This window comes from Nitrosospira multiformis (assembly GCF_900110185.1).
Classification (GTDB): domain Bacteria; phylum Pseudomonadota; class Gammaproteobacteria; order Burkholderiales; family Nitrosomonadaceae; genus Nitrosospira; species Nitrosospira multiformis_A.
In genome coordinates, this window is the sequence record NZ_FOCT01000025.1 from 1 (window position 1) to 14,541 (window position 14,541).

Sequence of the window (14,541 nt, forward strand, 5' to 3'; positions counted from 1 at the left end):
GACGGATGAACTGAAATAAATACATTCGTCAGAACGAGAACCGCAAGCATCACCATCAGCAGTGCCGTCGCCAGACGTCGCATGCGGTTATGGGCGACGGCTGGCTCTATAGGCCGCATTTCCTGATTCCCGGCTGGCGATTCCAACGGATGCACCCGATTGATGGCTGGAGATTATAAAAGTCGTGTTTTCAAAGGGCTTTCTGAGTCGGCTTGAGTCCAAAGTACACTTTACCGATTGCAGTGGTCAAGACGTTTTTTGCCATACTTGGTGAGAGTGACGGTAAGCACAGCCGCAGGAGGGGATCGATATCGGGACGACCCAGTCAGCAGTGTGCGCGGCATCCTCCTCGTGTGTAGAAGGAGTGAAGGATGTTTTAGGCAAGTACTCCCATCGCCCTTGCTCCCATCCTGCCTCCCGCTCCTCGTGGTGACAGCTGATCGGCCGGGTCTCCGGAGCAAAGGGAGCCGAGGACGGGGGTTGGAAACGAGCAGGGAGCGAAGACGGGAATGATTGTTCAATACGAGCAGAAAGCTGTTCGTTCCATGGGGGACCGGCTGATGGAAGCGGAAAGGAGAGGGGGTAACGGTAACAGAATTACCTTTGGTGTGCTCTTGCCCATTCATCCGCCTCGCGTCGCGCATCGCTGATTTGCATCGGTGTCATCAGCTTTTCCATCAGTTCGCGATTCTCTTTGGCATCCTCGTAGCCGCCGGCGCTGGCGATGCTGAACCACTTGTCGGCTTCCACATAGTCCTGTTTCACGCCATTGCCGTTATAATACAGCACGCCGAGATTGGTCTGGGCGCCCGCATGCCCTTGCTCCGCCGCCTTCAGGTACCAGGCTAGCGCCTGCGCGTAATCGTGCGGCACTCCCTGCCCGCTGTCATACTTCACACCCACGCTGTATTGCGCCCGCGCATAGCCTTGCTCCGCCGCCTTGCGATACCAGGCTACTGCCTGTTGTGTATCCTTTTCGATGCCCCGTCCCGTGTCATACCTTACCCCCAGGTTATATTGCGCATCCGCGTCTCCTTGCTCGGCCGCCTGTCGATACCATGACACCGCCTGGCGATCATCCTGAATGACGCCTTTACCCGTCGCATACATCACGCCGAGATTGAATTGTGCAGGAGCATAGCCCTGCTCGGCCGCCTTGCGATACCATGCCGCTGCCTCGTAAGCGTCCTCGGGAACGCCGCGCCCTCTGGCATTTGCCACCCCCAGCTTGAACTGGGCACGCGCATATCCCTGATCGGCCGCCTGACGATACAAGGACGCCGCCTGCCGATAATCCTGAACGACTCCTTCTCCCGCAGCGAACATCATGCCGAGATTGAACTGTGCATCCGCGTTCCCCTGCTCAGCAGCCTTGCGATACCAGGAGGCGGCTTCCTGGTTGCTCTGCGCTACTCCGCGGCCCTTGGCGTAGAGCACGCCAAGAGCATATTGCGCTTCTGCGTACCCTTGCTCGGCTGCCTTGCGATACCAGGAGGCGGCCTGATGGTCATCCTGCTCGACCCCCTGCCCCTTGAGATACATGAATCCCATAATTGCCTGCGCGGGTGCGTGTCCCTGCTCCGCGGCTTTCAGATACCAGGAGAGGGCATGCCGATAATCCTTTTCCACGCCCTGGCCTTTCGCATACATCACCCCGAGATTGTATTGCGCCACGGCATATCCGCTGTCGGCTGCCCGGAAATACCAGAACATTGCCTGTTGATAATCCTGCGCGACGCCCTGGCCTTTCAGATACATATATCCCAGCATGGATTGTGCGGGTGCGTCCCCTTGCTCCGCCGCTCTGCGATACCACTTGGCGGCTTGTTCATGATCCTGCGGCACGCCACGGCCCCGTGAATACAGCACGCCTAGATTGAACTGCGCGTCGGCGTTCCCTTCGTTGGCCGCTTTCCGGAAAGATTGCATGGCCTTGGTGTAGTCCTTGCTGAGGACGAACTTCATTCCATCCTCGAAGTCCCCCGCGATAGCTAGGGAGGCGAACAACATCAACACCGGGCCGACTGTTGCGAACCTGGATGTTGCCACTGATTTAGATAGACGCATCATTTTCACTTTCAATTCCCGATTCCATATTGCCCGCGCATTCTACCCGGCGCGCCCCTGAAGTTACAGGTGTTACAGGTGTTGCGGCATCCGCAATTTTTTATTCGCGAGGTTGTTTTTTTCTTATGCGCGTTTCGAGGGAAAAATCAAGAAAGCCGGCTTTATGTTTTCTACATTTTATGCAGCCATCCTCCAGCTTTTTCAGCAGGAGTTATTCGGGAGCCGAGCAGGTTTCCAGCGTGTCCCATGCAATCCGGCTTTCATATTTCCTTCCACTGACGGTGGCAAATGCCGTAGCATTATCCGTTCGTTTCAAGGTGAGGACGAAAGAATAATCGGGATCCACTTCCTTGTCGGCATTGCTGCCGGGTTTGCCGGGATGGATCATGGGGATGGGCAGGCCGTATCTGATCACTGCATCGGGATTGGAAGGCGAGTTGCGCGCATAGGTGCCTGCGAGTGCACCTTCAGAATAAGCGTAGATTTCCATTGCCGCAATATCCGGGTAGCTGAAAACCTGATATTGCAGGGTGCGGATCATCCATCGACTATCGGATTGAAGCTGGTCGACGGTGCAGCGGGCAAGTGCAGCGAGATTTCCGCTGACCTTTCCTCCGTGAGTAAACGAGGACTCCTCCCCGCCGATGCCTGCGCATGCCGCCAGCAGCGCCCCGCAGAAAGAGAAGACCAGAACCTTAATCAATTTGATGCCTGCCTGCAAAACTCTGCCTCCCCTTCGACAGGAACCGGGTTGAATTACATCATACCGGTATCCGCCCAATCTAAACCTAGGCCAAAAAGAACGGCTTGTAAAGCTTGTCCGCGGCAACGGCAGGGGCAACAGCAACGGGATAAGGAAAGACTCCTTTCATGAATCGATTTCTGAAACGCCGCGAACGGCAGGCAAACATCAGCAGAAATCCACCCCTCGCAGACGCCGGACTCGTTCACCTGAGCGAAGAGTACGGTATCCGCTCACTTCATCTGGGAAGCAGCATGGTACAGAGCGCAATGCGCATTGCTGCTCCAAATGAATTGCAGCTTGCCTATACCCAGTGCATGATGTGTTTTCTGCTGTTTCGCCCACGACCCAAAAATGTTCTCATGATCGGTTTGGGAGGAGGCTCCCTGACGAAATTTGTTTACTGGCAACTGCCAACGGTCAATACGACTGTGATCGAAATCAACCCCCAGGTGGTTTCGGTCGCGCGCAGTCAATTCTACGTGCCGGCTGACGATGAGCGCCTGGAAGTGCTGATCGCGGAAGGCAGTGAATATATTGCTGCCCATCCAGGCAGCACAGACATTTTGATGGTCGATGGTTTCGACGATGGCAGACAGGTGGCTTCTCTGTGCACGCAGGCTTTTTATGATCAGGCACGTGAAGTATTGACGAGAAATGGCGTGCTGGTTGTCAACCTGCTCAGCCGGGACGGAAGAGTTCACGAATATCTCGCGCGTCTTGAAAACAGCTTTGCGGGGCGTATTGCCACCATACTGGCAGAGCCTTACGGCAATCTGATCGTGTTTGCCTTCAAGCATCCGCCGACAAGAGCCGTCTGGGAAGAACTGCCAGCAACGGCAAAGGTGCTGGAAAAAGAATTTTCCCTGCCATTCTCAAAGTTCGCCCAAAAACTGCCCCATCGCAGACCTTTTTAAACCTGGCCTTTCCTCATCTGAGGAGAGGCATGAATGAAAGGACGGTTAAAGGATGACTTCCAGTTGGTAAAGCAGTTTCTTATCTCGAAAACTTCATCTGAAGCCGCACCGCCCAGGCGAAGATTCGCGCGCCTAATAGCCATCTCGCAATAACGGACATCTTGGAATCGAGAGGCAGCGCGTGTCTTACAGGAGGAGACGCGGTGACAGCGTCCAGTACGGCCTTTGCAATGATCTCAGGTCCAGGCGCCTCGGGCTCGTCAGCTACGAGGTTTCGTATGCCTGAAAGGAGATTTTTGTATGCAGGAGGATGAGAGATGGTCTCCAGCAATCTGAGCTCTTTGGGAACAAACTCCGTCCTAATCAAGCCAGGTGCAATCAGCACCACATCGATTCCAAACTCCATGACCTCTCCCCGGACCGCATCGGTTAGCGCTTCAATAGCATATTTCGACGCCGAATACCAACCAAAACCGGGCACGGATATCCTGCTCAACACCGAAACAATGTTGACGATGCAGCCTGATTTTTGGTTTCTCATGTGCGGCAGCACTGCCTGCATAAACCGGGCATAGCCGAAAAGATTGACTTCGAGCTGATAGCGGGCAGCTTCCAGGGGAACACACTCCACCGCCCCAAGTTGGCTAATCCCAGCATTATTTACCAGCACGTCGATCCGGCTCTTGGTCGATATAACGTACGCTACGGCCTTTCGAACAGCTTCATCATCCGTAACATCCAGGATGATTGGTTCAATCCGATCAGAGCGGATCTGTTCCAGTCTGTACTTCCGCCGCGCTATGGCAAATACATAATATCCATTTTGAGCAAGAAGCTCCGCTGTTGCTCTTCCGATACCGCTGGATGCGCCAGTTACCACTGCAATCCCCTGGTTCATGATTCGCTCCTATCGACTTTTCGGTATTCCTATGTGCGGCTCTGCACGGTTGTTTAGTTAAACCTACTTTAATCTTCGCGTCAGCTAAAACCGTAGAAATCGCCAATTTATATATGAGTTCTCATTTTATGAAGGAAAAGACAGGAATACCGAATCCACAGGAAAGGAATGCCTTACTGAGTGAAAGGCGTAATCTGAAAATGACGCGGTCAGCACATGCGTATGTTCGTGGCAATACCGCTCAGTTTTATGAATGGCTAGAAGAGAATCCTACCCATAATTTACCATGTGGTCCTTCAATCTGGATTTGTGGAGACTGCCATGTAGGAAATCTGGGGCCTATTGCTAATCTTCAAGGGAAAATCGATATTCAAATAAGGGATCTGGATCAAACGATTATCGGAAATCCAGCTCATGATTTGATCCGGCTCGGATTATCGCTTTCAATGGCGGCCCGCAGTTCAGCTCTTCCTGGTGTTATAACTGCTCAGATGATGGAACAATTTATGGCCGGGTATGAGCACGCTTTTGACAGCGAAGAGATAGATAAGGATTTGATAGCCATTCCCCCACCAATAAAAATGATCATGAGAAGAGCCGGCAAACGGACTTGGAATGCTTTGGCCAAAGAGCGCATTTCCGGCACCGCATCCTGTATACCCCTGGGAAAGTGCTTCTGGCCTCTTTCTGCAGAAGAAAAAGCTGACATCATCGCATTATTCGAGAGAAAAGCCATTTCGTATTTAGTAACTTCCTTGAGTCGCTGCGATGAAAGCACGGAAGTGAATGTCATCACGGAAGTGAATGTCATAGATGCAGCTTATTGGCTGAAAGGGTGCAGTTCACTTGGAAAACTACGCTATGCAGTTCTGCTTAGTGTAGGGAGCAGCACTTCCAATGAGAAGAATTTATGCTTAATAGATATCAAGGAAGCCTCGGTGGCCACGGCTCCACGCTATGCGACTGCAAAAATGCCGCTAGAGCATGGTGAGCGCGTAGTAGAGGGAGCTCGTCATTTATCTCCGTATTTAGGGGAAAGGATGGCTGCTGCTCATCTCCTTGAGCGTTCGGTGTTTATTCGAGAGCTTTTGCCTCAGGACATGAAAATTGAGATTGATCAGGTGACACAAGAAGAGGCACAAAAAGTTGCACGTTATCTGGCTTTGGTTCTCGGCAAAGCGCATGTGCGCCAAATGGATTCCTCAACTCGGAAGCACTGGTTAAAAGAACTTCGCCACAATCGCTCTAAATCACTTAATGCTCCTTCCTGGCTATGGTCTAGTATTGTGGAATTAATAAAAAACCACGAAGGCGGCTATCTCGAGCATTGCCGAAAATTTGCATCGCGCTTTGCTACGCCCGCCTAAATAAGAGCAGAGTTGGATGGCTTGAGGCTATCCCGCCAGGTTGCAGGGCAGAGCCGGGCAGGCGTGGCAATCGAGGAGAAATACCAGTACTGGAAGGAGAGAATCGATGTGGCGGGGCAGGGCGGCAAGAGCCTGTTTGGCTGGTTGCTGGAGCAGGATTTGTCAGGCCTGCATGACCTGCTGGCTTCCTGCAAGGGCGGTTTCGGGCAATACCGTATCGGGTAGGGAAAATGTACTATCGGACGACGTGGCCGCGCTTATGACCGCGCTCAATCTGGGCATGGTCGGCTGGTGGGAAGCCGCGTCCGAAAACTACCTGTCGCATGTCTCGAAAGACAGGATTCTCTCGGGGATACAGAGGCGGTATCGCTGATAAGGCGGGCAGCCACCATGCGCATTTCAAGAAGGATCAGCTGGTGCAAAAAGCGGATGAAGAACTCTCTGATGTGGTTGCCAGATAATTTAAAGGTGAAATGTATTCCTGCCGCTAGGCAGCATGAGATACAGGCCCTGAAAAAGGGCCTGTAGATGGATAAGGGGAATTTTCGTGCACGGGAAAGTACATCATTGCCTTTGTCAGCTGGCTTCCCGTTTTTCCTTGTCATTCGCCGTTCACAACCTTTAACATTGCGCCAGCTTCAATGAGGCAACCCTTGATGTGACAATCTTCAATTCCTCTCGCTTTGCTGCTTGTCGCTTGAAAGCGTCTGAAAAGCGCTTTAAAGCTCTAATTTTTGCGGATGAATAAATTATCCATCGCGCTTAGCTGTAAAACGGCATTGATAGGACCCTTCACGGCAACAGAATCCGGAACATCAACGGTGATCTGGTCAAAAATGCCGTCCCTGGCAAAATGTATCTTCTGAGCTCTCTACCAGCCCCCCGGACACCTCGTCAAGGGTAAACAGCTCAAGGCGAGGAAACCGGTCCTCATACCTGCCGGCAACAGCCGGATCGCGAGGACGATAATAGTGCCTGGCGACGATATGCTGCGCCTGGGATGTATAGAGGTATTCGATGTAGGAAGTCGCCACACTCCGGGTCCCTTTCCCCTATGCAGCCGTATCCACTACGCTTATAGTGGGTTCGGCTACTATTGATATGGACGGGGTGACGATTTCAAACTCATCATTTCCGTTATTCTGAACGATCAGGTGTGCTTCATTTTCCCAGGTGAGGAGTACATCGCCTGTGTTGAGAAAGACAAAGGCAGTAGCAGGGTTTCCCGGCTTTTTACCCTCGTAGTCCACTGGCTGGGCCTTGGCAAACAATTGGCTGACAAACTCACGCGCCGCTTGTTCATTGCCGCCTGATTGCCTCATCGCGTATCCCCAAGCAGCAAGATAATTCCAGCGCCCGCTATAGGCTGAAGGATAAGATTCATTCCGAAAATCTTGCGCTAAAAGCTGACGGAAATCGGGCGCAATAAATCTTTCCTTGTCATGCAGCTTGTCCGCGTCGTAGGACAGCGCAAGAGCAGGAACGTCGAGCCCATGGAGCGTAATCTGCACGGGCTTGCCCGACTTATTCCTCGCCTGCTCGACTTTGATATCCAAGCCGGTGTGGGCTTTCCAGTGGGAGGCAAAAGCAGCATTCAATTCCTCATATAACTGCCCGGCAGCGCCGGCAGCAGGACGATCGGGAAAATTATTCAGGGTGGCGTAAGCAGCCAGGCTCACCAGCGCTATGAATATACCTACAGCAAAACGGGAACTATCGGGTGTCATTTTTCATTTCCTCCAAGTGACACATAATGGATCGAGCACAAATTGGTGCTTGTTCACCGCCTCCTCCATCGGAACAGACGCAGGAATTGGCATTACCTGGCTTTAAGTCAAGCCAGTTGTCCAGGCAGTTTTGGCTCTAACACACGGATAAGGCGGAGGGCAGGATACTACCAGAAGGGTGAGAATGGGGATTAATGGGGGCTATGCCCACGCTTGGTCCGGTACTGTTTTCCCAGAGCACTACGGATTCAGGAAAACCAACGACCTCTTCTTCGTGCACGTAAGGGGCTAAAGAACCGTAGGTTTCCCGAGGATCGTAAGCTGGGTTGGAAATAACGTTATCCATGCGCGTGATGTAGCCCTCTTTGGTTCGTATATACACGGCATATTCAAACATGGATCACTCCTGTCTAATAAGACTTGCTTTGCATATGGTACTGGAGATTTGTTACAGCCTTTAAGGCGGCCACCGTTTCTGATCGGGGTTACGGGTATATCCTGTCCTGGCCTGCGAGTAGCGAGAACAGGAAATTATCGAACGTCATTTTCATTTCCTCCAGAAATAATAATTAAGGAAGGAAATTTAGCATCATCATCTGCTTATCAGAACCAATAAAAAAAGAATTGCTTATCAAAATAAGAGCGTTCCCAAATGGGTTGTCCATCTGTCAAAGGGGAATCGGTCTATCTTGAGGAGGCGCTTCATGATGCGTTACCACCAAGGTTCCCGTTCGCGTTATCAATAATAAAGAAAAGCAAATAAAATATTCGGGGTTCACCTTGACCCCCCTCGACTGATATCTTGTTAACGCAATCGCTTTACTCCTTTTGTTCCGACTGGGCGCTGGCCATCGGCTAGCGCCATTATTTGAAAGGCAAACCGGAGTACGCTGGTGGCAGTTTCATTCTCTTCCGCATTCTCCAAGTTAATGAACAGCCAGATTGGGGGATATGGGATGTCCAATTCTTACATTCAACTATGTATCGAATTCCATCGACACTATTTTCATCAACTGCATACACATCAATAGCGACCTCGCCCCGTGGAGTTTGAAGCCTCTTCTCCGTTTCAGCGCTAAAGCCCGACCTCACGAAGAAGCGCACATGCCCCGGTCTGCAGTTGCCTCCAATCCACTGGAAATGGTGTTTCAATCATCGAAAGATCCTAATCGAAGGATCTATTCTATGTTTTATAGCTGAGCAAACAATTGGACGTAGGTATGACCTGCTATAGATTTTAGTAGCCAGTTTCAAAGTGAGTCTTTCGGTTCAAGCCTTCTGAATTTGCAACCTTTGCAAGCCTGCCTGGGCTGGAGTTCGGTTGCCGAGCGCAGAATGCGGACGCTCGTTGTTATAAAACTGCCGCCACTTCTCAATCAATACTTTCGCTTCCTGCCGTGTGATGAACCATTCGCGGTTGAGGCATTCATCACGCATTTACCGTTGAAGCTTTCCACGAATCCATTCTCACGGGACAGACCACGATCGTCAAAGAGCAGGTGACGAAGGGGGACAAGCATACTTCGCGCACCCTGCAGGATGTGCAACGCTCCTTGCTGACGGTGGATGAGTGCCTGCGCATGCCAGGACCCGTCAAGGGAGTGAAAGATGGCCAGGATGTGATCGAGTAGGCGGGCGATATGATCATTTACGTTGCAGGATTCCCGGCGATCTATGGAAGGCAACCACTCTACTTCCAGGATGCCATCTTCCAGAAGAGGGCGGAAGTGCCAGCACCTATGGCGAGCGACAGGCTGTAGCCTCGCATTGCATAATGAAGAAACACATCCAACGAAAAGATCAGCAGAAAGACAGGGATGCGTTTTTCCGTGTCAGATAATGCCTTGAGAAATGCCAGGACCCAAGCCGATCATGATCATGGACCGTTATGTTTATGTATGACGATCTCAAACCACGTTTCTTGCCCTAATAGGCGGAGTAGGTGCAGCTGTCCACGTGCGACACCCTCGATTACTGGCGATAAAGGATAAAACGATTTCCCCCCACGCCTATCGGCGTCAATAACTCTCGTCCCCTGGATCCCTCCCAAGACGTAACCTGAGGACCTAATTTTAAGATTACGCAAGCTTATACTTATCCCGCACCTGTAAAATTTAACAGCTATGTAGGCGCATCAGATCAAGATTTAATTGCACGTCCTCCTGAGTCAACCAATCGAGGTTGGCCTGCTCTTCATACTGCATCTAATCTTCGCTCCACCAGCGACAGATGACGAGTGCTATAGCGTTGGTTCAAAGACTGCGTTTTAAGCGCGTACCTGCAACGGGTTGCGCCGAGAGCACAGAATGCTGCCCCGGGTCGAGTCGCAGTCGGTTTAACCCCTGCTCTTGGTGGCAACGCCCCCAGGATTTATTGAATTATCGAGCCCTGGCTGAAGCCAGGAATACGTCGCTGCACCAGACATATACTTGAGACTATGAGCGAGTTAGACCAGACCCCTGAAATTCAAGGTGCCATAAAGTATCCGATACGGGATCATATCGTCACTCTGGTTGTGACTATCTCCGCTATCGGCGCACTTGCTTCGGCTGCCTGTTTTGCGCTTTACGCTTTAAAAGACACTGAAAACTACGCAATACCGATGCGTCAGCTTCAAGCGGAGATCACTTATTACGACGTTGTGCTTACCCAGGCAGCAATGATCGTTGCGGCCACAGGGCGCGACGATTGGAGGCGTCGCTACGATAACGCGGCGGCTGCCCTCAATGATAAGCTCGCGGCGGCGGCCGAACTGGCCAGAAGCAACGACATCAAACGGTCTATTGCTAAAATTCAGGATACCAATGTGCGATTAATCGAACTGGAAACGCTGGCGATAGGATTGGGCCGGAACGATAACCCCGAAGCGGCATTAGACATATTCTACGCTAGTGACTATGTGGAGAATAAGCAGGCATTGACTCGCGAATTAGAAGCTGTAAAGGGAACGATAGGCCAATATATCGACGAAAGCGTGCGTCGGGAAAAGCAGTTATTCATTGGCTCATTGATCCTGTCACTTGTTTTGGTACTCATCTTCCTGCCTTCCGCATGGTTCCGGTTAATTCGCGCACAACGGAAATGGCGGGCGATACTGGAGGCAAATATTAATTTTGCTCAACGTGCCCAAAAGGAAAGCATCCTTTACTTTAACCACTCCCGCAACTTCCTTGCCATCGCAGGGTTTGACGGCTATTTCACCCACCTGAATCCGGCGTGGGCAGCCTTCGGTTTTAAAGTTGAGGAACTCCTGTCTTGTCCCCTCACGAGTTTTGTTCGCTCCAAAGCGCATCCCGATGTAATAGCGTATTTGAACAAATCAGACTTAGGTACTGCACTTTCCTTAGAAAGCCAGATACGCTGCAAGGATGGCTCCCTCCGCTGGGTTTTCTGGAATATAACCCCCATGCAAGAGAATCGGAAACTCTACATTTCCGGTCAGGACATCACGGAAAGAAAACGCATTGAGACGGAGTTGGTCCAAGCGCGGCAAGCAGCGGAATCCGCCAGCAATGCCAAGAGCGAGTTCCTGGCGAATATGAGCCATGAAATTCGCACGCCCATGAATGGAATACTGGGTACTGTCGACCTGCTTCTAGACACCGCATTGACGCCATCGCAGCGGAAACTGGCCGGTTTAGCAAGCGCCAGCGCTGAAACCCTCCTTGTGATTATCAATGACATCCTGGATTTCTCCAAAATGGAGGCGGGCAAGTTGTCTATTGATCCCACTCCTTTTGATTTGCTCCAGGCCGTTGAAGAGGTGGCGACACTGGTTGCGATGCAGCCTACAAGGAAACCGGAGGTTAATATAGTTGTCCGCTACCTACCCGATGTACCACGTTATGTAGTCGGCGATGCGAGCCGCATACGTCAGATACTGACGAACCTGACTAATAATGCCGTGAAATTTACCGAGCAAGGGCACGTACTCATCAGTGTTTCCACTTATAAGCTCGATGAAGACGAGGCATCGCTGCGTTTCAGTGTAGAGGATAGTGGGATCGGGATCGCTACAGACAAAATCGAAAGCCTCTTCGACAAATTCACTCAAGCCGACGCCTCCACAACGCGTCGATATGGGGGCACTGGGCTTGGTCTGGCCATCAGCAGGCAACTGATACAACTGATGGGCGGCTCGATCGATGTTAAGAGCCGTCTGGGGATGGGCTCAACGTTCTCATTTACTCTTAACCTGCCTCTGCAGAAGGAAAGGCCAGTCGAAGCAAGACCGCCCATGGACTTTGCAGCGGCACGTATATTAATTGTGGACGACAATTACGTAAACCGAGTAGTCTTGGAAGAGCAAGTCCGGGCCTGGCGGATGCGGATAGGAAGTTGTGCATCCGGTCCTGAAGCGCTACGAGCGCTACATGTTGCTCACGCTGCCGGTGACCCCTATCAAATTGCGATCCTGGATTACCAGATGCCAGACATGAATGGTGAGATGCTGGGCAAAGCCATCAAGGCCGATCCCCTGCTCCTTGATACCCAACTGATAATGCTTAGCTCCTTGGGGCACGGAGGGGATATAAAGGCGCGACTAAAGAAGAGCGGTTTCGCGGCATATCTAGTCAAACCGACGCGCCAGTCAGAGCTTTTGGAAACGCTGGTTTCTATATGGGAGGCACACCGCAATCGAGATCCCATCAACCTCATCAATGACCCCCAACCAGTTCCGCAAACTCAGAATGTGCTGACGACCGTTAGCACCGACCGTCCGTTCGTTGGAACCCGCGTGTTATTGGCGGAGGACAACGTCACCAACCAGATTGTTGCAGCGGCAATACTCAGGAATCTGGGCTGCGAGGTGGACATCGCCGCGAATGGCAGCGAGGCGCTGAAGATGGTGGAGACACGGGTGTATGAAATAGCCTTCATGGATTGCGAGATGCCGGAGATGGATGGTTTCGAAGCCACTGCCGCAATTCGTCGTCTCGCAGGCAATAAGTCCAAGCTTCGGATCGTTGCCGTAACGGCCCAGGCATTGCAAGGCGATCGGCAACGATGCCTGGCCGCCGGAATGGATGACTACATCACAAAGCCGGTCAAACAGGAGGATTTTGCGGCCAGATTGAAAAAATGGGTTCCAATAAAACTTCAGGAGCAGCAGAGCGAAGCAGAAAGGCATGATACAAAGAACGAAAAAATACTGGATCCTGATATCCCGACTTCTTCCTCCCCCTCGATCTCTCCAGCTATTTCGGACACCTCCTCCTCATTGAGTTTGGAAGGGGTGGCACGCTTGCAAGCGCTTGAAGTATCAACAGGACCTTCTCTGGTTAGCCAAGTGTATTTATCCTTCGTGAAGGATAGTGTCGAACGCATCAGTATTCTACGAAGCTGCCTGAATAACGACAACGCCAAGCTTTTGCGCAACACGGCTCATGCGATCAGAGGTGCAAGTGCTAATGTAGGCGCCCTTCGTTTGGCCGACATTGCTCAACAATTGGAGGCTTTGGATAAAAATAGCGTCAGAACCGAAGCCAGCGGGTTAGTAGAACAGATTGAAGTCGAATTTGAACGGGTGAAGACAGAGATTTCCGAGCTAGGTATTTGTATTGCCTTTATCCCCTGAAGCTCGTTATATCTAGGCAAGAATGCCAACTGATGTTAATAGACCTTCAGTTATCAGGGACGCGCAATTCCATTGGCAGGCCGCGAAAATATTCTCTCTGTTCCACTCTAAATAGCTAGAGTGCGGCATAACGGCGATGCCGTGCACACCATCATCGATAGAGCATATAGAGTGCTGAAGAGCTTTGAGACATACCTCGCGCACTCTGCAAGAGGTGCAGCGCTCCCTGCTGGCGGTGGATGAGTGCCTGCGCATGCCAGGACCCGTCAAGGGGGGTGAAAGACGGGCGCGAAGTGATCGAGAGCGCGGGCGATATGATCATTTACGTTGCGGATTTCCCGCGATCTATGGGCGCCAGCCGCTCTACTTCCAGGATGCGATCTTCCAGAAGAGAGCGGAAGTGCCGGCGCCAGTAACAAGCAGTTGGCTGACAAATCTGGTTGAATAACACCTCATGGTGCTCTGGATTAGCCGCGCTTCAATCGGGGCGGCACTCGGTTTCCTGGCTGTGTGCCTGGTTTGCTTTGCCGCAGGCCTGCGGGTCAATACGACGAAGAGTATTCCGGTCGGAATTTATCGCCTGACAGACGTACCGGTGGGGAAGGGCGAGTACGTGATTTTCTGCCCGCCGCAGACAGCGCTGTTCGATGAGGCGCGCAGCCGCGGATACATTGGACCGGGTTTCTGTCCGGGAAGCCATGGATACATGATGAAGCAGGTGGCGGGAGTGGCAGGCGATGTGGTCGCTTCTACCGATGAGGGGATTGCCGTCAATGGCACGCTACTCCTGGCAAGCGTGCCAAAGAAAGCGGATAGCGCAGGCAGGGTTCTGCCCCGCTATACGTTCTCCGGCTACACCTTGAAAGGCCCTGAATTGCTGCTCATGTCGGATGTGAGCGGCACATCATTCGACGACCGCCACTTCGGGCCGGTGAATGCGGGGCAGATCAGGGGAGTAATTAAGCCTTTGGTTACCTTCTAGTTCCTCGGCAATTTTAAACAAAAACTGGGATGACCTGTTTTTAAGAATGTGATGAAGAACTCTCAGTGTCCTTCATTCTCCAGTAAGTCCCATCGGTTCCTTCGGGGCACGATTTCCCATCGCACCGACATCAGCCAAACCATTCATCCAAACTGCAATACAAACGATAGCTGCACATTTCAGCTTGCTGTTGGGCGCATCCTTCAGGAGATTGTTGAGTGCGTCCGTTACCCTTCGCTGGTTGCGTTTTTCATCAAAATCAG

General features: G+C 51.8%; 15 protein-coding genes and 1 pseudogene. 8 read left to right on the top strand and 8 right to left on the bottom strand.

Annotated elements, in window-relative coordinates:
- Positions 1-597 precede the first annotated feature (597 nt).
- On the bottom strand, positions 598-2,070 hold the full coding sequence (locus BMY01_RS16430; protein WP_254772803.1) for an SEL1-like repeat protein: 1,473 nt from the start codon (positions 2,068-2,070) through the stop codon (positions 598-600).
- Positions 2,071-2,278: 208 nt separating this feature from the next.
- A complete protein-coding gene (locus BMY01_RS16435; protein ID WP_139176969.1) occupies positions 2,279-2,770 on the bottom strand; it encodes a hypothetical protein in 492 nt (163 codons plus the stop codon).
- 167 nt (positions 2,771-2,937) lie between these two features.
- Between BMY01_RS16435 and BMY01_RS16440 the strand changes: the two genes are divergently transcribed.
- The gene (locus BMY01_RS16440; protein ID WP_074749194.1) at positions 2,938-3,726 is read left to right on the top strand and encodes a polyamine aminopropyltransferase; all 789 of its coding nucleotides are present in this window, start codon (positions 2,938-2,940) and stop codon (positions 3,724-3,726) included.
- Between the two features lie 79 nt (positions 3,727-3,805).
- Here BMY01_RS16440 and BMY01_RS16445 read toward each other — a convergent pair whose 3' ends face one another.
- Positions 3,806-4,624: an SDR family NAD(P)-dependent oxidoreductase gene (locus BMY01_RS16445; RefSeq protein WP_074749195.1), complete on the bottom strand. Its 819-nt coding sequence runs from the start codon at positions 4,622-4,624 to the stop codon at positions 3,806-3,808.
- A 128-nt stretch (positions 4,625-4,752) separates the two neighbouring features.
- Here BMY01_RS16445 and BMY01_RS16450 point away from each other — a divergent pair, with 128 nt between their 5' ends.
- From BMY01_RS16450 to BMY01_RS18670, 3 genes are read left to right on the top strand one after another with little or no spacing between them, the layout of a single operon-like run.
- A complete protein-coding gene (locus BMY01_RS16450) occupies positions 4,753-5,991 on the top strand; it encodes a DUF2252 family protein (protein WP_217638695.1) in 1,239 nt (412 codons plus the stop codon).
- A 21-nt stretch (positions 5,992-6,012) separates the two neighbouring features.
- The gene (locus BMY01_RS16455; protein ID WP_139176970.1) at positions 6,013-6,216 is read left to right on the top strand and encodes a hypothetical protein; all 204 of its coding nucleotides are present in this window, start codon (positions 6,013-6,015) and stop codon (positions 6,214-6,216) included.
- A 22-nt stretch (positions 6,217-6,238) separates the two neighbouring features.
- The gene (locus BMY01_RS18670) at positions 6,239-6,364 is read left to right on the top strand and encodes a hypothetical protein (protein ID WP_302848438.1); all 126 of its coding nucleotides are present in this window, start codon (positions 6,239-6,241) and stop codon (positions 6,362-6,364) included.
- Between the two features lie 457 nt (positions 6,365-6,821).
- Here the strand turns inward: BMY01_RS18670 and BMY01_RS18515 are convergent, their stop codons facing one another.
- From BMY01_RS18515 to BMY01_RS16470, 4 genes and pseudogenes are all read right to left on the bottom strand, one after another.
- Entirely contained in the window at positions 6,822-7,025 is a 204-nt protein-coding gene (locus BMY01_RS18515) for a hypothetical protein (RefSeq protein WP_254772804.1), read from the bottom strand.
- Positions 7,026-7,043: 18 nt separating this feature from the next.
- Positions 7,044-7,718, bottom strand: coding sequence for a hypothetical protein (locus BMY01_RS16460; protein ID WP_254772805.1), 675 nt, complete (start codon positions 7,716-7,718; stop codon positions 7,044-7,046).
- 136 nt (positions 7,719-7,854) lie between these two features.
- A complete protein-coding gene (locus tag BMY01_RS16465; RefSeq protein WP_074749198.1) occupies positions 7,855-8,115 on the bottom strand; it encodes a hypothetical protein in 261 nt (86 codons plus the stop codon).
- Between the two features lie 872 nt (positions 8,116-8,987).
- A pseudogene (locus tag BMY01_RS16470) lies at positions 8,988-9,187 on the bottom strand (integrase core domain-containing protein); the annotation flags it as partial.
- Between the two features lie 30 nt (positions 9,188-9,217).
- Here BMY01_RS16470 and BMY01_RS18975 point away from each other — a divergent pair.
- From BMY01_RS18975 to traF, 4 genes are all read left to right on the top strand, one after another.
- Positions 9,218-9,349, top strand: a complete 132-nt coding sequence (locus BMY01_RS18975; protein WP_439331417.1) for a hypothetical protein — start codon at positions 9,218-9,220, stop codon at positions 9,347-9,349.
- An 806-nt stretch (positions 9,350-10,155) separates the two neighbouring features.
- Entirely contained in the window at positions 10,156-13,296 is a 3,141-nt protein-coding gene (locus tag BMY01_RS16480) for a hybrid sensor histidine kinase/response regulator (protein ID WP_074749199.1), read from the top strand.
- Positions 13,297-13,480: 184 nt separating this feature from the next.
- Positions 13,481-13,744 carry a type IV secretory system conjugative DNA transfer family protein gene (locus BMY01_RS16485; RefSeq protein WP_074749200.1) on the top strand — a complete coding sequence of 88 codons (264 nt, stop codon included), beginning with the start codon at positions 13,481-13,483 and terminating at the stop codon, positions 13,742-13,744.
- Positions 13,745-13,750: 6 nt separating this feature from the next.
- Complete coding sequence (gene traF, locus BMY01_RS16490) at positions 13,751-14,278, top strand: conjugative transfer signal peptidase TraF (protein WP_074749201.1); 528 nt, start codon at positions 13,751-13,753, stop codon at positions 14,276-14,278.
- Positions 14,279-14,350: 72 nt separating this feature from the next.
- On the opposite strand, the gene BMY01_RS17950 is transcribed toward traF, so the two are convergent.
- The coding region (locus BMY01_RS17950) for a hypothetical protein (protein WP_175463304.1) at positions 14,351-14,541 on the bottom strand (191 nt) is incomplete at its 5' end.

Coding starts and splice junctions, on each gene's coding strand:
- BMY01_RS16430 (WP_254772803.1), bottom strand. CDS start 2,070: ATGATGCGTCTATCTAAATCAGTGGCAACATCCAGGTTCGCAACAGTC.
- BMY01_RS16440 (WP_074749194.1), top strand. CDS start 2,938: ATGAATCGATTTCTGAAACGCCGCGAACGGCAGGCAAACATCAGCAGA.
- BMY01_RS16445 (WP_074749195.1), bottom strand. CDS start 4,624: ATGAACCAGGGGATTGCAGTGGTAACTGGCGCATCCAGCGGTATCGGA.
- BMY01_RS16450 (WP_217638695.1), top strand. CDS start 4,753: ATGAAGGAAAAGACAGGAATACCGAATCCACAGGAAAGGAATGCCTTA.
- BMY01_RS16460 (WP_254772805.1), bottom strand. CDS start 7,718: ATGACACCCGATAGTTCCCGTTTTGCTGTAGGTATATTCATAGCGCTG.
- BMY01_RS16465 (WP_074749198.1), bottom strand. CDS start 8,115: ATGTTTGAATATGCCGTGTATATACGAACCAAAGAGGGCTACATCACG.
- BMY01_RS16480 (WP_074749199.1), top strand. CDS start 10,156: ATGAGCGAGTTAGACCAGACCCCTGAAATTCAAGGTGCCATAAAGTAT.
- traF (WP_074749201.1), top strand. CDS start 13,751: ATGGTGCTCTGGATTAGCCGCGCTTCAATCGGGGCGGCACTCGGTTTC.